Consider the following 21,300-nt stretch of genomic DNA (forward strand, 5'->3'; position numbering starts at 1 on the left):
GAGATGCTGCTCGACAGGCGCGGGCCGGAGTGCGCGGGAGGGGGCTCAGATGTCGCGGAAGATCTCGATCTGGGCGCCGATCGAGTTCAGGCGTTCCGCCAGGTCCTCGTAACCCCGGTTGATGACATAGACGTTGCGCAGCACCGACGTGCCTTCTGCCGCCATCATCGCCAGGAGGACGACCACCGCGGGGCGCAGGGCCGGGGGGCACATCATTTCTGCTGCGCGCCAGCGGGTGGGGCCCTCGACCAGGACGCGGTGGGGGTCCAGGAGCTGGAGGCGGCCGCCGAGGCGGTTCAGGTCCGTGAGGTAGATCGCGCGGTTGTCGTAGACCCAGTCGTGGATGAGGGTCTTGCCCTGGGCGACCGCCGCGATGGCCGCGAAGAACGGGACGTTGTCGATGTTCAGGCCGGGGAACGGCATGGGGTGGATCTTGTCGATCGGCGCCTCCAGCTTGGAGGGGCGGACGGTCAGGTCCACCAGGCGCGTACGGCCGTTGTCGGCGAAGTACTCCGGCGTGCGGTCGTGGTCGAGCCCCATCTCCTCCAGGACCGCCAGCTCGATCTCCAGGAACTCGATGGGGACCCGGCGGACCGTCAGCTCCGACTCGGTGACCACGGCGGCGGCGACCAGGCTCATCGCCTCGACCGGGTCCTCGGAGGGGGAGTAGTCCACGTCGACGTCGATGGTCGGCACGCCGTGCACGGTGAGCGTGGTGGTGCCGATGCCGTCGACCTTGACGCCGAGCGCCTCCAGGAAGAAGCACAGGTCCTGGACCATGTAGTTGGAGGAGGCGTTGCGGATGACGGTGATGCCGTCGTGCCGGGCAGCGGCGAGCAGCGCGTTCTCGGTCACCGTGTCGCCGCGCTCCGTCAGGACGATCGGGCGGTCGGGGCTGGCCGAGCGGTCCACCTGGGCGTGGTACTGGCCCTCGGTGGCGGCGATGTCCAGGCCGAACCGGCGCAGGGCGATCATGTGCGGCTCGACGGTGCGCGTACCGAGGTCGCAGCCGCCGGCGTAGGGCAGCTTGAAGTGGTCCATGCGGTGCAGCAGCGGACCGAGGAACATGATGATCGAGCGGGTGCGGCGGGCCGCGTCCGCGTCGATGGCCGCCAGGTCCAGTTCGGCCGGCGGCACGATTTCCAGGTCGACCCCGTCGTTGATCCACCGCGTGCGGACGCCGATGGAGCCCAGCACCTCCAGGAGGCGGTACACCTCCTCGATGCGGGCGACGCGGCGCAGTACTGTGCGCCCCTGGTTGAGCAGAGAGGCGCACAGCAGCGCCACGCACGCGTTCTTGCTCGTCTTGACGTCGATGGCACCGGACAGCCGGCGGCCGCCGACCACTCGCAGATGCATCGGACCGGCGTAGCCGAGCGAGACGATCTCGCTGTCGAGGGCCTCCCCGATGCGGGCGATCATCTCAAGGCTGATGTTCTGGTTGCCGCGCTCGATCCGGTTGACGGCGCTCTGGCTGGTGCCGAGCGCCTCGGCCAGCTGCGACTGCGTCCAGCCGCGGTGCTGCCGGGCGTCGCGGATGAGCTTGCCGATGCGTACGAGGTAGTCGTCTGCCATGGGGTTGAGGTTATCTCAGATATGAGATGTGGTCCGGGCGGGGGGTCCGTTCGGGTGAGGGTGTGAGGGACCGTCAATCCCGCCCGGGCGCCTCAGTGTCGCTTGGACGTCGTGGTGCGCCGCCATCCGAAAGGTCCGGGCAAATCCATCGATGTCGTACGACGTCCGGTACTGCTGCGCGTGTGCCGGGGGCCGTTCTTGCCGCCGCCGGTGGTGATGGACCAGGAGCGCTTGTTGATGTTGAGCCGCACGCCGGGAAGAATCCGGAAACTCTTACGGAACGTGAGGGGCATTCAGGGCCTCCTTTCGGGTCACCGGGTGTCCCCGGTTCCGTTCGGTTACCCCGAGTTCCCGTTCTGATGGCTCCGTTGGGGGAGCGGGGTCGTCCGATGGGTGTCCGCGGTGTCCGCGGTGTCCGCGGTGTCCCGGGCGGAGGGTGCCGGCGCTGTTTCGGGCGGGGGTGTGGCCGCGGCGGGCCGGCGGGTCCGTGCCGGCGCGTTTCGGCCATGGCGGCCGCGGCTCGGGCGGTGCCCGGGCATGACCAACCGGCCCGGGTGTACTAGAGTTATCTCGACATCGAGATATCTGCCGAGGAGCACCGCAGCCGTCACCCCGGTAAGGGTTACCTAACTTAGCCTTACCTTAGCGGATCGGTCGAGAGGCCGTGGCGGCAGGATCGTGGTGGTACGCGCACATCAATGAAGGAGACTGTCGTGTCGGCGAACAGCTTCGACGCCCGCAGCACGCTGCAGGTGGGCGACGAGTCGTACGAGATCTTCCGGCTGGACAAGGTGGAGGGCTCGGCCCGGCTGCCCTACAGCCTCAAGGTCCTGCTGGAGAACCTGCTCCGCACCGAGGACGGCGCGAACATCACCGCCGACCACATCCGTGCCCTCGGCGGCTGGGACTCGCAGGCCCAGCCCAGCCAGGAGATCCAGTTCACGCCGGCCCGCGTGATCATGCAGGACTTCACCGGCGTTCCCTGTGTCGTGGACCTCGCGACCATGCGTGAGGCCGTGAAGGAGCTGGGCGGCGACCCGGCGAAGATCAACCCGCTGGCGCCGGCCGAGCTGGTCATCGACCACTCCGTCATCGCCGACAAGTTCGGCACGAACGACGCCTTCAAGCAGAACGTCGACCTGGAGTACGGCCGCAACAAGGAGCGCTACCAGTTCCTGCGCTGGGGCCAGACCGCCTTCGACGAGTTCAAGGTCGTCCCGCCCGGCACCGGCATCGTCCACCAGGTGAACATCGAGCACCTGGCCCGCGTCGTGATGGTCCGCGACGGCAAGGCCTACCCGGACACCCTGGTCGGCACCGACTCGCACACCACCATGGTCAACGGCCTGGGCGTCCTCGGCTGGGGCGTCGGCGGCATCGAGGCCGAGGCCGCCATGCTCGGCCAGCCGGTCTCCATGCTGATCCCGCGCGTCGTCGGCTTCAAGCTGACCGGCGAGCTGCAGCCCGGCACCACCGCCACCGACCTGGTGCTCACCATCACCGAGATGCTGCGCAAGCACGGCGTCGTCGGCAAGTTCGTCGAGTTCTACGGCGAGGGCGTGGCCGCGACCTCCCTGGCGAACCGCGCCACCATCGGCAACATGTCGCCGGAGTTCGGCTCGACCGCCGCGATCTTCCCGATCGACGACGAGACGATCAACTACATGCGGCTCACCGGCCGCAGCGAGCAGCAGCTCGCCCTGGTCGAGGCGTACGCCAAGGAGCAGGGCCTCTGGCTCGACCCGGCCGCCGAGCCCGACTTCTCCGAGAAGCTGGAGCTCGACCTCGCCACGGTCGTCCCGTCGATCGCCGGCCCGAAGCGCCCGCAGGACCGCATCGTCCTCGCCGAGGCCGCCCAGCAGTTCGCCAAGGACGTCCTCAACTACGTCGAGGCCCCCGTCGCGCAGTCCCCGGCCGCGGCCGCCTCCCCGGTCGACGAGGCCAGCGACGAGTCCTTCCCGGCCTCCGACGCCCCGGCCTACGGCAGCCAGGAGAACGGCGCCGGCGCCCCGCAGCACGCCCAGGGCACCGGTGCCGTACCGTCGAACCCGGTCCAGGTGACCGCCCCCGACGGCACCACCTACGAGCTCGACCACGGCGCGGTGACGGTCGCGGCCATCACCTCCTGCACCAACACCTCCAACCCGTACGTCATGGTCGCCGCCGCGCTGGTGGCCAAGAAGGCGGTGGAGAAGGGCCTGACCCGCAAGCCGTGGGTCAAGACCACGCTCGCCCCGGGCTCCAAGGTCGTCACCGACTACTTCGAGAAGGCGGGCCTGACCCCCTACCTCGACAAGGTCGGCTTCAACCTCGTCGGCTACGGCTGCACCACCTGCATCGGCAACTCCGGCCCGCTGCCGGAGGAGGTCTCCAAGGCCGTCAACGACCACGACCTCGCCGTCACCTCGGTCCTCTCCGGCAACCGGAACTTCGAGGGCCGCATCAACCCGGACGTCAAGATGAACTACCTGGCGTCCCCGCCGCTGGTCGTGGCCTACGCCATCGCCGGTTCCATGAAGGTGGACATCACCAAGGACGCCCTGGGCACCGACCAGGACGGCAACCCGGTCTTCCTGAAGGACATCTGGCCCTCCGAGGCCGAGGTGAACGACGTCGTCGCCAACGCCATCGGCGAGGACATGTTCGCCAAGTCCTACGCGGACGTCTTCGCGGGCGACGCCCAGTGGCAGGCCCTGCCGATCCCGACCGGCAACACCTTCGAGTGGGACAGCGAGTCCACCTACGTCCGCAAGCCCCCGTACTTCGAGGGCATGGAGATGGAGCCGGCCCCGGTCCAGGACATCTCCGGCGCCCGGGTGCTCGCCAAGCTGGGCGACTCGGTCACCACCGACCACATCTCCCCGGCCGGTGCCATCAAGGCCGACACCCCGGCCGGCCAGTACCTCACCGAGCACGGTGTGGAGCGTCGTGACTTCAACTCCTACGGCTCGCGCCGAGGCAACCACGAGGTCATGATCCGCGGCACGTTCGCCAACATCCGCCTGCGCAACCAGATCGCGCCGGGCACCGAGGGCGGCTACACCCGCGACTTCACGCAGGACGGCGGCCCGGTCTCCTTCATCTACGACGCCTCGCAGAACTACCAGGCCGCCGGCATCCCGCTGGTCGTCCTGGCCGGCAAGGAGTACGGCTCCGGCTCGTCCCGCGACTGGGCGGCCAAGGGCACCGCGCTCCTCGGCGTCAAGGCCGTCATCGCCGAGTCCTACGAGCGCATCCACCGCTCGAACCTCATCGGCATGGGCGTCCTGCCGCTGCAGTTCCCGGAGGGCCAGTCCGCCGCCTCCCTCGGCCTCACCGGTGAGGAGACCTTCTCCATCGCCGGCGTCACCGAGCTCAACGACGGCACCACCCCGCGCACGGTGAAGGTCACCACCGACACCGGCGTCGAGTTCGACGCGGTCGTCCGCATCGACACCCCGGGTGAGGCCGACTACTACCGCAACGGCGGCATCATGCAGTACGTGCTGCGCAGCCTGATCCGCAAGTAGGCGGACCGGCAGGGCAGTCCGGCAGTCCAGGACGGTCCACGGCAGTCCAGGGCAGTTCGAGGGCCGCGTTCCCGGGTGACCGGGGGCGTGGCCCGCGCCGTTTCACTCGCCCCGGTACTTGGCCGCCGCGGCCTGGGCGAGGTCCTGGGACTTCTCCAGGGCCGTGTCCACCGGCTGCCGTCCCGCGATGGCCGCCGCGATCTGCTCCGAGACCGCCGTACCGAGCACGGCGAACTCGGGGATGTCCAGGAAGCCGATGCCGCCGTAGGGACGCGGGGCGACACCGGGGTTGCGCGGGTCGGCGGAGCCGGTGGCCGCCGCGTACTCCTGCCGGTACCAGGCACCGGCCGCCTGCTGGTACTCCGGGTTGGCGTAGAGCGACCTGCGGTTCCCGGCGGGCGCCGCCGTCCAGCCCCGCTCGCGCCCCACCAGCTCCTGGTACTCCTTGGAGGAGGCCCAGGAGATGAACTCCCAGGCGGCGTCCTTCTTCGCCGAGGCCTGCTGCACCCCCCACGCCCAGGTCCACAGCCAGCCGGCCTTCTCGGTCTTCTCGTGCGGGGCCGGGACGTACCCCACCTTGCCCTTGACGGGGGAGGTGTCGGCCTCGATCGTCGACGCCAGCGAGGTGGCGTCGTACATCATGGCGCAGCCGCCCTCCACGAAGCGGTCGAGGATCTCCATGACGCCCATCCGCTCGGCGCCGGGCTGGCCGTGGGAGCGCAGCAGGTCGACGTAGAACCCGACGGCCTCCTTGAACTCCGGCGAGGTCAGGCGCGCGTTCCAGCCGGTGTCGTACCAGGCGCCCCCGAAGGTGTTGACGACCGTGTTGATCGGGGCGAGGTTCTGGCCCCAGCCGGGCAGGCCGCGCAGGCAGATGCCGCTCGCGCCGTCGGTGCCGTCGACCCGGGCGGCGAGGTCGGCGACCTCCCGCCACGTCGGATCCGGCGGCATCGTCAGGCCGTCCTTGCGGAAGAGGTCCTTGCGGTACATCAGGAAGGAGCCCTCGCCGTAGAAGGGCTCGGCGTAGAGCCTGCCGTCCTCCCCGGTCAGGGACGCCACCAGGTTCGGCAGGACGTCGTCCTGGTCGAAGTCCTGGTCCGCCTTCACATAGGAGTCCAGCGGGGCGAGCCAGCCGTTGTCCGCGTAGATCGGCACCTCGTACGCGCTGACGCTCGCCACGTCGTGGTTTCCGGCCTGGGTGGCGAACTCGCGGTTCATCCGCTCGCGCGCCTCGTTCTCCGGGAGCAGCGTGTAGTCGACCGTGATGCCCGTCTCCGCGGTGAAGTGCCGCTTGGTGAGCCGCTCCAGGGTCTGCATCTGGGGTGCGTCCGTCGCGAGCACGCTGAGGTCGGCCTGCTGCTCCTCGGCGCCGGGCGGATCGGTGTCACCGCACCCGGCGAGGGCCAGGCCCGCGGCGACCGTGGCGGTCACGGCCACCCTGACGAGGCGGCTGCGTGTCATGACACCCGACCGTATACCCACTTTTCCCATTTGGATGCATATGCGGTCATGTGGGGGTGGCTCGGGAGCGGCCGCTGCGGGCCGCCGCCCGTCTGGACAGGGCGTCGGCCGCCACGGCGGCCAGCAGCACCCCTCCGGTGATCATGAACTGCACCGCGTCCTGCACGCCCAGCAGGGCCATGCCCGAGGCGATCGACTGGATGACCAGCACCCCGAGCAGCACGGACCAGGGCGAGCCCCGCCCGCCGAACAGGCTCGTACCGCCGATGACGGCCGCGGCGATCGCGTTGATCAGCAGCATGCCGGAACCGGCGGCCCGGGCCGTGGTCGGGCTCGCCGAGGTCAGCCCCGAGGCCACGAACAGCCCGCCGACCGCGGCCAGCGTCCCCGACACCATGAACATCGCCACCCGGACCCGCTCCACCCCGATGCCCGCGCGCCGCGCCGCCTCGACCCCGCCGCCGAGCGCGTACACCCGCCGCCCGTAGCGGGTGCGCCGCAGCACGTAGTCCGAGACGACCAGTACGACCAGGAAGATCAGCAGGGCGAGCGGCAGGCCCTGGAAGCGGTTGAGGGTGTAGGCGGCGGCGAAGGCGGCCACCGCGAGCAGGGCGGTGCGCAGCCAGATCTCGCCCTGCGGCCGGTACGGCATCCCGGCCGCGCGGTGCCGGCCCCGACGGCGGCGCGCGGCCAGCAGGTACCCGGCCGTGCCGAGCGCCGCGACCGCGTACGCCACCGCGTCGGCACCGAAGTGCCGGCTGGTCAGGGACGCCACCAGCCCCTCCTCGTCGATGTTGATCGTGCCGCTCGCGCCCAGCAGGTAGAGCGTCAGGCCGTTCCAGATCAGCAGTCCCGCGAGCGTCACCACGAACGCCGGCACCCCCAGCCAGGCGTGGAAGGCCCCGTGGAAGGCACCGACGGCCGTGCCGACGGCCACCGCCACGATCACCGCCAGCCACTCCGGCACCCCCTGGTTCACGTTCAGCACGGCGAACGCCGCCCCCGCCAGACCGCTGACCGAGCCGACCGACAGATCGATCTCCCGGATCAGCAGCACGAACACGATGCCGACCGCCACCAGGCCGGTCCCGACGATGTCCACGCCGATGTTCGACAGATTGCGCGGCGAGAGGAACTTGTCGTCCAGCGCCTGGAAGACGCACCAGATCACGATGAGCCCGGCGATCACGAGCACCGGCCCGCGCTCGCCCTCCCGCACGCTCCCGCGCACCTCCAGGGCGTATCCGCGCAGGTTCTCCTGCCAGCCGCGGCCGCGCTGCTCCCGCCCTGCCGTGACCGGCCTGGCCCCCGGGCCGTCGTGGTGCGGCCCGTCGCCGGTCACGGCCACGCCTCCTCGTCGGGCCTCGCGCGATGGGCGACCGCGTTGTCCGCCGCCCCGGTGACGGCGGAGATGATCTGCTCCTGGGTCACGGTGCTCACATCGAACAGGCCGTTGTTGCGTCCCAGCCGCAGCACGGCCACCCGGTCCGCGACGGCCTTGATGTCGCCCATGTTGTGACTGATGAGGATGATCGCCATGCCGCGGTCGCGGACCTCCTCGATGAGGTCGAAGAGATGGCTGGTCTGCTCCACGCCCAGCGCGGCCGTGGGCTCGTCGAGCAGCAGGACCTTGGGCGCGGCCATCAGCGAACGGGAGATCGCGACGGCCTGGCGCTGCCCGGCGGACAGGGCCGCGACCGGCACGCGCACGTCGGGGATGCGGATCGACAGCGTGCGCATCAGGTCGCGGGCGCGCCGCTCCATCTCCACCTCGTCGAGGATGCCGACCCGGTCGATCTCCCGGCCGAGGAAGAGATTGCCGACGACGTCGAGGTTGTCGCACATCGCGAGGTCCTGGTAGACGGTCGCGATGCCCAGACTGTGGGCGTCGTGGGGACGCTTGATCTGCACCGGGCGTCCCTCCCACTCGATGACGCCCCGGTCGGCGGGGCTCACCCCGGAGACCACCTTGACCAGCGTGGACTTGCCGGCGCCGTTGTCACCCGCCAGGGCCACGACCTCACCTGCGCGCAGCTTCAGGTCCACGTCCACGAGCGCCTGGACGCCGCCGAACCGCTTGGAGATGCCGCGCAACGCCAGCACGGGCGGATGGATCACGGCGACCACCTCCCTCACCGGGTGAGTCCGATCCGGTCGCAGGCGCGCCGGAGCTCGGGGATACAGATCTGGTCGACCGTGTAGACGCCGTCCCGGACGAGCGTCCGGCCGATGGTGTCCCGCGTGACGGCGGTCGGGTCCAGCAGCACCGCCGGGACGTCCCGGGTGGTGGGACTGTCCACGGTCGTCGCGACGAGGGCGTCGACGTCGTTGCCGCGCGCCAGGGCGACGGCCATCGCGGCCGCCGCGTCCGTCTCCCGCCGGAAGGGCTTGTAGACGGTCATGTACTGCTCGCCCTTGACGATGCGCCGCACGGCGGAGAGGTCGGCGTCCTGCCCGGTGACCGGGGGCAGCGGGGAGACCCGGGCGCTCTTGAGGGCCGCGATGACCCCGGCGGCGATCGAGTCGTTGGCCGCGAGGACCCCGTCGATCCGCTGCGGGCCGAGGGCACTGACGGCGGCGGACATGTGGTCGTGCGCGTTCTCCGCGCGCCACCCCAGGGTGTCGTACGACTTCAGGATCCGGACCCGGTCCTTGAGGACGGACTTCGCCCCGCGCTCGTACCAGGCGGCGTTCGGGCTGGACGGGTCGCCGTTCATCATCACGACACCGCCTCCGTCGGCCCGCGGGCCCATGCCCCTGAGGAGCGCCGCGGCCTGGAGCCGGCCGACCTGGTTGCCGTCGAAACTGACGAAACCGGAGATCGGGCCCTCGGCGAGACGGTCGTAGGCGATCACCGGGACGCCCTCGCGGTGGGCCTCCCGGACCGAGGAGCGCAGGGCCCTGGGGTCGACGGCGTCCAGGATCAGCACCGAGGCCCCTTTGGTGATCATGGACGTCATCTGCTGCCGCTGGCTCGCCGCGTCGTTCTCGGCGTTGGCGTACATCACCGTGCACTCGGCGCACAGCTCCTTGACCCGCTTCTCGATCATGGGCCGGTCGGACTGCTCCCAGCGGGGTACGGCACGGCTCGGCAGCAGCACGCCGACGGTCAGCCCGTCCTCGCCGCTGTCGCCGCCGTCGCCGGTGCAGCCGGCCGCTGCGAGGACGACTGCCGTCAGCGCGGCCGCCACCCGCCCCACATGCCTCCTCACGGTGGCCCTCCCTCTCCGGCCGGCCGCCGGGGATCCCGGGGAGCGCGGGTACGGCCGCGGCCTTGGTCAGGGCCCGTGCCACTGCCACGCGGGCGGCTCGGGCCGGAGGTGCCGGAGGTCCGGCCGGGGTTCCGGCCGTGCGGGTGGCGCTGGTCTGGGGGCAGGGGGCGGGCGCCGTCCTCGGGGCGGTCGCGGGGGAGCGGGTGGTTCCGGTCCCCGGAACGGTCGCGGGGCAAGGGGCCGCGCCGGTCCCCGGACCGGTCGCGGGACAGGGGGCTGCTCCGGTCCACAGGGTCTTCCTGGTCCCTGTTCCGTTCGCCGCCGCGGCGGCTCCGGCCGCGGCCCATGCCCCAGCCCCAGCCGCCGGTCCGCTCCCGGAAGCGGTCCCGCGTCCGCTCCGGCCCGGGCGGCTCCGGCTCCGGTGCCTCCGGCCCGGAATCCGTCCCGGGCCCCGCTTCCTCCTCCGGACGGGAGACGACGATCTCGCTCCACACCTGCTTGCCGCCGCCGACCGGCACCGAACCCCAGGCCGCCGACATCGCCTCCACGAGGAACAGCCCCCGTCCGCCCGTCGACTCCCAGTCGACCACCACCGGCTTGGCCGGCGCGCGCGGCGAGGAGTCGCCCACCGTCACCCGCAGCCGGTCCGCGGCCAGGGTCAGATCCAGCCGGACCGCGCCCTGCGTGTGCACCAGCGCGTTGGTGACCAGCTCCGACACCACCAGCAGCACGGCGTCGGCCTCCGCCACCACGCCCCACGACCGCAGCGTGCGCGCGCTGAACCGGCGGGCGTGCATCACCGCGTCCGGCAGCCGCCACACCACCCAGCCGGCCCGCACCGGCCTGATCCGCATCCCGTCGTAGCGCAGCAGCAGCACCGCCACGTCGTCCTCCCGGCGCCCGTCCTCGCCCAGCAGCGCGTCGGCCATGCGCCCCGGGTCGGCGGGGTCGGCCGCGGCCAGTGCCCGGCGCACCAGCCGCATCCCCTCCTCCAGGTGCAGCTCCGCGGACTCGACCAGACCGTCCGTCACCAGCGCGAGGACCGAGCCCGGGGCGAGCGCGAGTGCCGTCAGCGGGAACTCCGCGTCCGCCAGGACCCCGAGCGGGAGCCCGCCCTCGACCGCGATCTCCGCGGTGCTGCCGTCGGGATGCCGCACCAGCGGGGCCAGATGCCCGGCCCGCACGAACAGCGCGTTGCCCTCCTCCATGTCCAGCTCGACGTAGCAGCACGTGGCGAACAGGTCGGTCTCCATGCCGACGAGCAGCCGGTTGGCGTGGGCGACGACCACGTCCGGCGGATGCCCCTCGACGGCGTAGGCGCGGACCGCGGTGCGCATCTGGCCCATGATCGTCGCGGCCCCGGCGCTGTGCCCCTGCACGTCCCCGATGACCAGGGCGACCTTCCCCTCCGACAGGGCGATCACGTCGTACCAGTCGCCCCCCACCTGCAGGCCGCGCCGGGCGGGCAGGTAACGGGCCACGGCCGTGCCGCCGGGCAGCCGGGGAAGGCGGCGGGGGAGCAGGCTGCGCTGGAGCATGGTCGCCAGCTCCTGCTCGGCGTCGTAGGCGTGCGCGCGTTTCAGGGCCTGGCCCACCAGTCCGGCGGTCGCGGTGAGCAGGGCCCGCTCCTCGGGGGCGAACGCGTGCGGGGCGTCCCAGCCGACCAGGCACACCCCGGCCACGCCGTTCTTCGCCGGCAGCGGCAGCACCGCGAGACCGCCGGGGCCGATCCCGGCGAGCCCGGGCTCCAGCACGGCACCCGCGGGCCACAGGCTCATCCGGCCGTCCCGCAACGCCGCCTGGAGCGTGGGCAGGGCGCTGACCGGCGCGTCGGGCCACTCCGAGCGCCACTCCGAACGCCACAGCTCCGGCCAGGCACCGGCACCCGGCGGGTCCAGCACGGTGACCGCGAGCCGGTCGTCCAGCACCTCGGCGAGCGCCACCCGGTCCGCGCCGAGGGGTTCGCGCAGCGCGGCGACGACCACGCGGCTGACGTCCCGCACCGTCGTGGCGTCGTCGAGCGCGGCCGTCAGCCACTGGATCCGGGCGACGTCGCTGGCGCCCCGGCGCAGTACCGGGGCCGCCGTCACCACGCCCAGCACCCGCCGCGGGGCGCCGTCGGGCCCCTTCAGCACGCGGCAGCCCAGGTGCAGCCAGCACAGTTCCCCGGTGGGCCGGCGGATACGGAACTCCAGCTCGCGGCGGCCCGGGGTCTGCGCGGACGGTTCGATGACCGACATCAGGGCCGGGACGTCCTCCGGGACGCTGTACGACAGGAGGGTGTCGGTCTTGCCGTCGAAGCCGTCCTCGGGGATGCCGACGAGTTCGAGCAGGGCCGGGTCGGTCTCCACCAGGCCGGTGCCGGGCGCCAGGGCGAAGGAGCCGACGCCCATGGCGCGCAGGGCGGAGTCCAGCAGCGGAGAGGGCGCGGACCGGTCGGCCTCGCCCCGCAGACGCCCGGCGACCGCCTCGGCGTACCGCTCAAGGAACTCCCGCTGCTCGACCCCGAACCCCTCCCCGGCCTCCCCCACGACGGCCAGACACCCCAGCCACCCGCCCGCCGCCCCCAGCGGCAACGCCCCGAACGGAACGGGAGTGCTCCCGCCGTCTCCCCGGGCGGCGAACACGGCACCGTCGAGCCAGACGGCCCGGCCCCGCAGAAAGGCCTCGACGACGGCGGCCGCCCGGGCCTCCCTTTCGGCGGGCAAGTCGCCGAGGTCCGGGTCCGGGGCGGGGGAAGGAGGCGAGACGAGGGCGGGGGCGCCGGTCGCGCCGGGGGTGGCAGTGGCGCCCGGGGAGGCGTCGCCCCGCGCTGCCGGTGCGCCCGGGCCGGGGGAGGGAGCGCGGGGTGTGTCGTGGTGCGAGCCCGGGGAGGGAGCACCGGCTGCGTGGTCCCGGCCGGAAAGGGGAGCACCGGGCGTGCGCTGCGAGCCGGAGGAGGGAGCGCCGGGCGCGCGGTCCGGGCCGGAGGGGGGAGCGCCGGGCGCGCGGTCCGGGCCGGAGGGGGGAGCGCCGGGCGCGCGGTGCGGGCCGGGCCCCGGGCCGGTGCTGTGAGACGTCCCCGGAAGCCGCACCCGGCTCGGCACGTCGTACCGCCCCGGATCGCCCCCGGCCGACTCCACCACCCGCAGTTCCGCCCCGTCCTCGCTGCGCACGTACGCCGCCGCCAGCACCACTCCGGCGAACGCCAGCACCCGCTCCCGCGCGGCGGGTTCCGGCGCGGGGCGAGGCGGACCCGCGTCCCCGCTCCCCGGCGCCCGAAGACCGGGAACCTCGGCCCGGGTCTCGCCGTCATGGGGCATGTCCGCGTCCACCTCCCGTCCATGCCGCGGCCACCGGCAGGTGGGAGTCCCCGGAACTCAGGCGACGACGACGCGGGCACGGGACCGGCGGCGCCGGGTCACACCGACATGGCGGAACCACGCCGCACGTGAGCGGCAGGGCACCCACCAACAGAATCCCACACCTGGATATCAGCGACATATGGGGCGAAGCGACTCTCGTCGCGAAGCAGGGGCGTGACGCCTACGGCGGTGCCCGCGGGGAAGCGCGGGGTGGGAGCGACCCGGAGGGCGGGTTCCGGTCCACCTGTGGGAGCGCTCCCACCCCGGCTGATGCGGAAGCTAGTGCCCGGCGGCGCGAATGTAAACGGGGAACGGCGGCCCCGCCCCGCCCGTCGCGCTCGACCCGGCCCCCGAAACGGCGGGAGGCCTCGGCCGCCTCCCCGCGCACCGTCTCCGCCAGAGGAGTCGCCGACTCCCCTGGCAGGACCGGCACGGGAAGGGGCGCGAGGCCCCCCAACCCACTTGTTCAGCCGAGCAGTTCCACCTCCGCCAGGGTCGCCTCGCCGTCGAGGACCAGGCGGTACTTCGCGTACGTGCCCGGTGACTTCACCGAGAACGCGCGGGTCTGCCGGTCCCAGGCGAAGGCCTCCCCGGAGCGCTGGTCGAGCGTCCGCCAGGTCTCACCGTCGGAGGAGCCCTGCAGCGTCCAGCCGGCCGGTGCCTTCGTCCGGTCCTTCGACGACGTCAGGGTGTACTGGACGGCCTCGGCGCCCTCGCCGACCGGCAGGTCCACGGACGTCACCGTGGCGTCCGTCGCCGACGTGTCGTCGAACAGGGCGCCCTCCCGCCCGAGCAGGTCCGCGCGGGGCGACGGCACCTCGTCGTCCTGGGTGATCGACGCGGGCGCGGCGTCCTTGCCGGTGCCCCACGACGACGGCCTCGGTCCCATGTCGAACTCCAGGACACCGCCCTTGGCGACCACCGAGTGCGGCAGCGAAGTCTTCGACCAGGTGCGGCCGTTGACCTTGAGCCCCTGCACGTAGACGTTCTTCGCGCTGTTGCGCGGCGCCTTCACCACCAGCTCGCGCCCGTTCTCCAGGTGCACGGTCGCCTTGGTGAACAGGGGCGAGCCGATCGCGTACTCGCCGCTGCCCATCACCAGCGGGTAGAAGCCGAGCGCGGAGAACAGGTACCAGGCCGACTGCTCGCCGTTGTCCTCGTCGCCGTGGTAGCCCTGCCCGATCTCGCTGCCGGTGTACAGCCGGGACAGCACCTCGCGGACGTTCTGCTGCGTCTTCCAGGGCTGCCCGGCCGCGTCGTACATGTAGAGGGCGTGGTGGGCGACCTGGTTGGAGTGCCCGTACATGCCCATCCGCACGTCACGCGCCTCGGTCATCTCGTGGATGACACCGCCGTAGGAGCCGACGAACTCGGGGGAGGCGGTCTCCGGGGTGGAGAGGTACTCGTCGAGCTTGTCGCCGAGGCCCTTGCGCCCGCCGTACAGGTTGGCCAGGCCTCTGCTGTCCTGCGGGGCGGTGAAGGCGTAGCCCCAGCCGTTGGTCTCGGTGTAGTCGTGGCCCCACACCCGCGGGTCGTACTTCGACGACTCGACCCGCCAGTCGCCCTTGGCGTTCCGGCCCTGGAAGAACCCGGCCTTCGAGTCGAAGAGGTTCACGTAGTCCTGTGCCCGGTCCAGGAAGTACTCCGACTCCTCCTTGTAGCGCCGCTCACCGGTCTCCTCGTACAGCTTCCGGCCCATGCGGGAGATGCCGTAGTCGTTGAGGTAGCCCTCCAGCGCCCAGGACAGGCCCTCGTGGGTCTCGGTGCTCGTGTAGCCGAGGAAGGGCGAGGTGGCCATGCCCTTGCGGCCCACGCCCGAGTTCGGCGGCACGACCGTCGCGTTCTTCACGGCCGCGTCGTACGCCGCCTTCGCGTCGAAGTCGACGCCCTTGACGTACGCGTCCGCGAACGCCACGTCCGAGGACGTGCCCGTCATCAGGTCCGCGTAGCCGGGGGAGGACCAGCGGGACGTCCAGCCGCCGTCCTTGAACTGCTGCACGAACCCGTCGACCAGCTCACCCGCCCGCGACGGGGTCAGGAACGAGTACGCGGGCCAGGTCGTCCGGTAGGTGTCCCAGAAGCCGTTGTTGACGTACACCTTGCCGTCGACGATCTTCGCGCCGGTGTGCGTAGGGGTGTCCGGGTTCGGCATGGGGGAGAACGGCGAGGCGTACCGGTACTTGCCCCCGACCCTCTCGAACCCGGAGTTCGGGTACAGGTACAGCCGGTACAGGCTGGAGTACAGGGTCGTCAGCTGGTCGGGGGTCGCGCCCTCGACCTCGACCTTGCCGAGCAGCCGGTCCCACTGCCGCTGGGCGCTCTTCTTGACCGCCTCGAAGGACCGGTCCTCCGGGATCTCCTGGCGCAGGTTGTCCTTGGCCTGGTCGACGCTGATGAGCGAGGTCGCCAGGCGCAGGGTGACGGTCCGGTCGTCGGTGTCGAAGCGCAGGTAGCCCTTGACGCCGCTGGAGTCGCCCCCGGTCACCGGCTTGTCGAACTCGCCGTAGACGAACAGCCGGGTCGCGCCCGTCGACAGCCCGGACTTGACGTCCGAGTAGCCGGTGACGATCCCGTTCTCCTTGTCGAGCGTGAGCCCCGCCTGGTCGGTCACGTTGTCGAACAGGACGCTCGCGTCGTCACCGGGGTAGGTGAAGCGCAGCGCCGCCGCGTGGTCCGTGGGGGCCATCTCGGCCTTCAGCCCGTTCTCGAACCGCACCCCGTAGTAGTACGGCCGGGCCGTCTCGTTCTCGTGCCGGAAGGCCAGCTCCCGCGCCTCCCGCCCGTACTCCGGGGTCCCGGCGGCGATGGACGGCATCACCTGGAAGGTCTGCCGGTCGCCCATCCAGGGGCTCGGCTCGTGGCTGGCGCTGAACGCCTGGATCGTCGGCAGGTTGTCCGCGTTGTTGGACCGCGCGTAGTCGTACAGCCAGCTCAGCGAACCGGCGTTGGTCACCGGCGTCCAGAAGTTGAAGCCGTGCGGGACCGCCGTCGCCGGGAAGTTGTTGCCCCGCGAGAAGCCGCCGCTGGAGTTGGTGCCGCGGGTCGTCACCGCGTAGTCCGACAGATGTGCCTTCGGCCGCTCGGGCGCGACGGAAGCGATGCTCACATCGTCCAGCCAGCCCCGGAACTTGGCCGGGCCCTTGGGGGAGTCGTAGGCCACCAGAATCCGGTCCACGGTCTTCCCGGCCGCGACCGAACCGATCCGCGAGGCCACGTTGTTCCACTGGTTGACGTACAGGATCTTGGCGGCGCCCTGGCCCTGCGGCGTCAGCGGGAAGCCGTGCTGGTCGGTGGCGCGCAGCTCGCTCAGACGGGTGCCGTCGGTGAAGGCCAGGTCGACGGAGACGTTGGTGGCGTCGTAGTCCAGGTCGCCGTCGGCCATCGACGGGAAGATCCGGTACGACAGCTGCGTGTTCCGGCCGACGGCCACGTTCACGTCGAAGACCTTGTTGTACGAGTACGCCCGCCCCTCGGCGGTGTGCCGGCCGGCGTAGCGCAGCGCGCGCTTGCCGGTGAAGCCGGCGCCGGCCTTGGCGGTCGGTGAGCCGCTCGGGCCGCGGTCGACCAGGGAGAGCATGTCCTGCGGGACCGGCCCGTCGCTGCCGCCCGTGGACAGCTGGAGGTCGGCGAGCTGCAGGATGCCGCCGCCGTTGTTCCGGGTGACCTCCAGCCGGAAGTGCCGGTACTCGGCGGGCTCGGCCACGTCGTACGTCTTCGTCTGGAACCGCTCGGCGAAGGACTCGCCGGAGCGGGTGTCCAGAGTCTTCCAGTCCTTGCCGTCGGCCGAGCCCTTCAGGGTCCAGTCCTTGGGGTCGCGCTCGTCGGCGTCATTGGCCGATGTCAGCGCGTAGCGCACCAGTTTGACTGGTTTGTCCAGGTCGAACTCCACCCAGCCGGTGGGCTCGAAGGCGAGCCACTTGGTGCTCGGTTCGAGGTCGACCAGGTTCTCCTTCACCTCTCCGCCGCCCGTGTTCTCGGCGCTGGCCCGGACGTCCGTGACCTGGTCGGTCACATTGCCCGGTATGCCGCTGCTGTAGCCGCCGTCCACGCCCGAGGCGCGCTTCTCGCCGCCGGGGCCGGTGTCGACGGTGTTCAGCCAGTCCGGAAGCGGGTCGTCCGCCTCGAAGGAGGACGTGAACCCCCGATCCGGTCTCTCCGGGGCCTGGGGCAGTGCGACCGCAACGCCCTGCGAACCCAGGGCCAAAGCGAAGGCGGTCGTCGACACGACCGCCGAACCCCATCTGTGCCGAGCTTTCCGCTGCATCAACGGGTACCCTCCCTGCGCAGTGGACAACGTTGTCACCTTCGATGCGCAAGGACCAGTAGTTGCTCAAGTGCCGGGGTGTGTCAAGGGTGTTGCCTGTGGCATTCGGGGGCGACGACCGGGATTTTTCCGTCGTGAAACACACAGGCCGCTCATACTTCCGCGAGGTCTCAACTCGGATAAGACCCACGGCGAACCCTGTGTTCGATGTTGATCCGCTGGCGGGAAGTGGACTATACCTGTCGCACGCTTCACCCGATCCGCACGTCACCACCCGCACTTTCCTGCACGACCCAGCTTGACCCGATCGCGGTGCCGGCAAGGATCCGGTTCACCGCCTGAGTCCTGGAGAAGGCGAGGACTTGAGCATGGGATCCACTTCCGCCGAGAACCACGGCACCGAGGGTGTCGGCCGCCGTGATCTGATCAAACGATCCGCCGCGCTCGGGCTGATCTCCGTCCCCACCATGAGCTTCCTCTCCGCCTGCGCGAGCAGCGGCGGCGACGACAGCGGGGACAAGGCCAAGGCCGGCAAGAAGACCGCGAAGAACCCGCTCGCCGTGAACGACACGGCCGGCATGGAATTCGTCCTGTTCGACGGTGGTTTCGGCAAGGAGTACGCCGAGGACGCCGTGAAGATCTACGAGAAGAACTTCCCCAAGGCCTCGGTGAAGTTCTCCGCCACCCAGAAGATCCAGTCCACGCTCCAGCCCCGTTTCAACCAGGGCACCCCGCCGGACCTCATCGACAACTCCGGCGCCGAGCAGATGGACATGGGCGTCCTGGTCGGCAAGAACCAGCTCACCGACCTCACCCCGCTGCTGGACGCGCCCTCCTACGACGACCCGGCCAAGAAGGTCCGCGACACGCTGCGTCCGGGCATCGTGGAGATGGGCCAGTTCGACGGTGAGAAGGTCTGGATCCTGTACTACGCCTACACGGTGTACGGCGTCTGGTACTCGCAGAAGGCCCTGGACTCGCTCGACGAGCAGTACCCGGAGACCTGGGACCAGATGCTCGCGGTCTGCGCCAAGGCCAAGAAGAAGGGCATGGCGGGCTGGACGTACGCGGGCAAGTACCCGTACTACATCCCCTTCTCGCTCTACCCGATGATCGGCAAGGTCGGTGGCCGCGAAGTCCTCGACGCCATCGACAACCTGGAGCCGAACGCCTGGAAGCACCCGGCCGTCAAGGCCTGTTTCGAGGCCTACTACGAGCTCTACAAAAAGGGTTACGTCCTCAAGGGCACCCCGGGCCTGGACCACATCCAGTCGCAGACCGCCTGGGCCGAGGGCAAGGCGCTGTTCATCCCGAACGGCTCCTGGGTGGAGAACGAGTCGGCGAACGTCATCCCGAAGGACTTCGACCTCGCTGTCTCCGCGCCCACCGGCCTGGACTCCTCCGACAAGCTGCCCTTCGGCACCATCTGGGCCTCCGGCGGCGAGCCGTTCATCGTCCCGGCCAAGGCGAAGAACGCCCCCGGCGGCATGGAGCAGCTGCGCATCATGCTCAGTGAGGCGTCCTCGAAGAACTTCACCAGCAAGGTGAAGTCGCTGACCGCCTACAACGGCGGCACCGACGGCATCCCCCTCACCCCCGGCCTCAAGTCCGGCGTCGCGGCGCTGGAGAAGGCCGGCGAGAACGTGGTGAACCCCCGTCTGCAGGACTGGTACGTGCAGTTGCAGAAGGAGAAGATCGGTGTCTCCGGCCTCGGCGAGATGATGGCCGGCCGCCTCACCCCGGCGGAAGCCATCACGAAGATCCAGGGCTTCGCCGACGAGGCCGCCAAGGACGACTCCATCAAGCACTACAAGCACCAGTAACGGCACCGGAAACCCAATTTCCGCAACGGCACCGGAGTGGCGATGCAGCACGGCAAGTACCGGTTCATCGTGGGCTTCCTCGCGCTGCCCCTGGGACTGTACGCGCTCTTCGTGGTCTGGCCGTTCATCCAGTCCATCTATTACTCGTTCACGGACTGGACCGGCCTGAGCCCCGAATTCAAGATGGTCGGTTTCGACAACTACAGCCGGATGCTGGACGACGACATCTTCTGGAAGTCGTTGCAGCACAGCCTGCTGTTCGCCCTCCTGCTGCCGGTGGTGACGATCGGCCTCGCGCTGTTCTTCGCCTTCATGATCAACGTGGGCGGCAGAAAGAGAAGGAACGGCCCGGTCGTCACCGGCGTCCGCGGCTCCTCCTTCTACAAGATCGTCTACTTCTTCCCGCAGGTCCTCTCGATCGCCATCGTCGCGCTGCTGTTCGCGTTCGCGTACAACCCGGACAGCGGCGCGATCAACTCGGTCCTGCGCGGGATCGGCCTCGACGACGTCCAGCCGCTCTGGCTGGGCGACCCCGACCTGGCCCTGTGGGCCGTGATGGCGGTCCTCGTCTGGTCCACCGTCGGCTTCTTCGTGGTCCTCTTCTCCGCCGGCATGGCCTCCATCCCGGGGGAGATGTACGAGGCGGCCCTGCTGGACGGCGCGAGCCGCTTCACCACGTTCTTCCGCATCACCCTGCCCCTGCTGTGGGACACCGTGCAGTCGGGCTGGGTCTACATGGGCATCCTCGCCCTGGGCGCCGAGTCGTTCGCGGTCGTGCAGATCATGACGACCGGGCCGGGCGGCCCCGACTACTCGACCACCGTCATGGTCCTGTACGTGTACCAGAAGGCGTTCCGGGACGGGCAGGCCGCCTACGCCACCACCATCGGTGTCGCCCTGCTCGTCGTCACGCTGGCCTTCGCCGCCGTGGTGATGCGGCTGGGCCGTCGCGAGCGGCTGGAGTACTGATGAAGACGACCGAAACCCCCGCTCCGCTCCCGGCCGAGTCCGGTGCCGTCCTCACCAAGGAGGACCTGCCGCCGGCCGTACCGCCCAAGGAGAAGAAAGAGGGCACGGTCCTCAACGTCTTCTCCCACGGCGTCCTGGTCATCTGGGCGATCATGGTCGTCATGCCGCTGCTCTGGGCGGTCATGACGTCCTTCAAGGACGACCGCTCCATCTTCAGCTCGCCCTGGTCCCTGCCGGACTCGCTGCACTTCGACAACTGGTCGCGGGCGTGGACCCAGGCCAACATGAGCGACTACTTCCTCAACACGGTCCTGGTGGTCGGCGGTTCGCTCATCGGCACGCTCGTCCTGGGCTCGATGGCGGCCTACGTCCTGGCCCGCTTCGACTTCCCGGGCAACCGCTTCATCTACTACCTGTTCATCGGCGGCATGAGCTTCCCGATCATGCTGGCCCTGGTCCCGCTGTTCTACGTCGTGAACAACATGGGGCTGCTGAACACCATCCACGGCCTGATCCTGGTCTACATCGCCTACTCGCTGCCGTTCACGGTGTTCTTCCTGACGGCGTTCTTCCGCACGCTGCCGACCTCGATCGCCGAGGCGGCGTTCGTCGACGGCGCCTCGCACAGCCGTACGTTCTTCCAGATCATGCTGCCCATGGCCAAGCCGGGGCTGATCAGCGTGGGCATCTTCAACTTCCTGGGCCAGTGGAACCAGTACATGCTGCCCACGGTCCTGAACACCGACCCCGACAAGCGCGTCCTCACGCAGGGCCTGGTGCAGCTGGCGGTGAGCCAGGGCTACAAGGGCGACTGGTCGGGCCTGTTCGCCGGCCTGGTGATGGCGATGCTGCCGGTCCTGGCCGCGTACATCATCTTCCAGCGCCAGGTGGTGCAGGGGCTCACCGCGGGGGCGCTGAAGTAACCCGGGGCCGCCCGAGGCCGAGCCCGGGTGGGTGCGCAACTCGGCGCGACGAGGTGCCGCTGCGCCCACCCGTGCCGCCCCGGCGGCACGCATGCCCGCAGCTGAGCCCACCCTGAGCAGGCTAAACGCGCACCCCCGGGCACCCGCGCACGCCGTCGCAGGCAGAAAGCGCGTACCCGCACATAGCGCTCCGCGACGGACCGCGCACACCCCGGAATCA

At 70.7% G+C, this 21,300-nt stretch carries 12 protein-coding genes; 4 read left to right on the forward strand and 8 right to left on the reverse strand.

Going from position 1 to position 21,300, the window contains the following annotated elements:
- Positions 1–45: 45 nt before the first annotated feature.
- On the reverse strand, positions 46–1,575 hold the full coding sequence (locus CHR28_RS14225) for a helix-turn-helix domain-containing protein (RefSeq protein ID WP_094053963.1): 1,530 nt from the start codon (positions 1,573–1,575) through the stop codon (positions 46–48).
- Positions 1,576–1,667: 92 nt separating this feature from the next.
- Positions 1,668–1,868 (reverse strand): DUF4236 domain-containing protein, encoded by a 201-nt coding sequence (locus CHR28_RS14230; RefSeq protein ID WP_094053964.1) that lies wholly within the window; start codon positions 1,866–1,868, stop codon positions 1,668–1,670.
- Between the two features lie 420 nt (positions 1,869–2,288).
- Between CHR28_RS14230 and CHR28_RS14235 the strand changes: the two genes are divergently transcribed.
- Positions 2,289–5,084, forward strand: a complete 2,796-nt coding sequence (locus tag CHR28_RS14235) for an aconitate hydratase (RefSeq protein ID WP_094053965.1) — start codon at positions 2,289–2,291, stop codon at positions 5,082–5,084.
- 102 nt (positions 5,085–5,186) lie between these two features.
- Here the strand turns inward: CHR28_RS14235 and CHR28_RS14240 are convergent, their stop codons facing one another.
- The 6 genes from CHR28_RS14240 to CHR28_RS14265 all read right to left on the reverse strand — a co-directional run bounded on the left by CHR28_RS14240 (position 5,187) and on the right by CHR28_RS14265 (position 17,365).
- Positions 5,187–6,545, reverse strand: coding sequence for an ABC transporter substrate-binding protein (locus CHR28_RS14240; RefSeq protein WP_094053966.1), 1,359 nt, complete (start codon positions 6,543–6,545; stop codon positions 5,187–5,189).
- Between the two features lie 46 nt (positions 6,546–6,591).
- Complete coding sequence (locus tag CHR28_RS14245) at positions 6,592–7,893, reverse strand: sugar ABC transporter permease (protein ID WP_094053967.1); 1,302 nt, start codon at positions 7,891–7,893, stop codon at positions 6,592–6,594.
- Positions 7,884–8,663: an ATP-binding cassette domain-containing protein gene (locus tag CHR28_RS14250; protein WP_179272435.1), complete on the reverse strand. Its 780-nt coding sequence runs from the start codon at positions 8,661–8,663 to the stop codon at positions 7,884–7,886. The genes CHR28_RS14245 and CHR28_RS14250 overlap by 10 nt, the downstream gene beginning before the upstream one ends.
- 14 nt (positions 8,664–8,677) lie before the next feature.
- A complete protein-coding gene (locus CHR28_RS14255) occupies positions 8,678–9,757 on the reverse strand; it encodes a sugar ABC transporter substrate-binding protein (RefSeq protein WP_094053968.1) in 1,080 nt (359 codons plus the stop codon).
- The gene (locus CHR28_RS14260) at positions 9,754–13,059 is read right to left on the reverse strand and encodes a SpoIIE family protein phosphatase (RefSeq protein WP_256984245.1); all 3,306 of its coding nucleotides are present in this window, start codon (positions 13,057–13,059) and stop codon (positions 9,754–9,756) included. The genes CHR28_RS14255 and CHR28_RS14260 overlap by 4 nt, the downstream gene beginning before the upstream one ends.
- Before the next feature lie 508 nt (positions 13,060–13,567).
- Positions 13,568–17,365 carry a GH92 family glycosyl hydrolase gene (locus tag CHR28_RS14265; protein ID WP_179272436.1) on the reverse strand — a complete coding sequence of 1,266 codons (3,798 nt, stop codon included), beginning with the start codon at positions 17,363–17,365 and terminating at the stop codon, positions 13,568–13,570.
- A gap of 368 nt (positions 17,366–17,733) precedes the next feature.
- Here CHR28_RS14265 and ngcE point away from each other — a divergent pair, with 368 nt between their 5' ends.
- The 3 genes from ngcE to CHR28_RS14280 are packed head-to-tail and all read left to right on the forward strand — an operon-like array spanning position 17,734 to position 21,080.
- Positions 17,734–19,188 (forward strand): N-acetylglucosamine/diacetylchitobiose ABC transporter substrate-binding protein, encoded by a 1,455-nt coding sequence (gene ngcE / locus CHR28_RS14270; RefSeq protein ID WP_094053969.1) that lies wholly within the window; start codon positions 17,734–17,736, stop codon positions 19,186–19,188.
- 42 nt (positions 19,189–19,230) lie between these two features.
- Entirely contained in the window at positions 19,231–20,157 is a 927-nt protein-coding gene (locus tag CHR28_RS14275) for a carbohydrate ABC transporter permease (protein ID WP_094053970.1), read from the forward strand.
- Positions 20,157–21,080 (forward strand): carbohydrate ABC transporter permease, encoded by a 924-nt coding sequence (locus tag CHR28_RS14280; protein ID WP_094053971.1) that lies wholly within the window; start codon positions 20,157–20,159, stop codon positions 21,078–21,080. The genes CHR28_RS14275 and CHR28_RS14280 overlap by 1 nt, the downstream gene beginning before the upstream one ends.
- Positions 21,081–21,300 lie beyond the last annotated feature (220 nt).

It is taken from the genome of Streptomyces sp. XY006 (genome assembly GCF_002237655.1).
GTDB classification, from domain to species: Bacteria; Actinomycetota; Actinomycetes; order Streptomycetales; family Streptomycetaceae; genus Streptomyces; species Streptomyces levis.

What these genes read in the sequence shown, in the direction of transcription:
- CHR28_RS14275 (WP_094053970.1), top strand. Translation starts at nt 19,231, where the DNA reads ATGCAGCACGGCAAGTACCGGTTCATCGTGGGCTTCCTCGCGCTGCCC.
- ngcE (WP_094053969.1), top strand. Translation starts at nt 17,734, where the DNA reads ATGGGATCCACTTCCGCCGAGAACCACGGCACCGAGGGTGTCGGCCGC.
- CHR28_RS14260 (WP_256984245.1), bottom strand. Translation starts at nt 13,059, where the DNA reads ATGCCCCATGACGGCGAGACCCGGGCCGAGGTTCCCGGTCTTCGGGCG.
- CHR28_RS14265 (WP_179272436.1), bottom strand. Translation starts at nt 17,365, where the DNA reads ATGCAGCGGAAAGCTCGGCACAGATGGGGTTCGGCGGTCGTGTCGACG.
- CHR28_RS14240 (WP_094053966.1), bottom strand. Translation starts at nt 6,545, where the DNA reads ATGACACGCAGCCGCCTCGTCAGGGTGGCCGTGACCGCCACGGTCGCC.
- CHR28_RS14225 (WP_094053963.1), bottom strand. Translation starts at nt 1,575, where the DNA reads ATGGCAGACGACTACCTCGTACGCATCGGCAAGCTCATCCGCGACGCC.
- CHR28_RS14230 (WP_094053964.1), bottom strand. Translation starts at nt 1,868, where the DNA reads ATGCCCCTCACGTTCCGTAAGAGTTTCCGGATTCTTCCCGGCGTGCGG.
- CHR28_RS14280 (WP_094053971.1), top strand. Translation starts at nt 20,157, where the DNA reads ATGAAGACGACCGAAACCCCCGCTCCGCTCCCGGCCGAGTCCGGTGCC.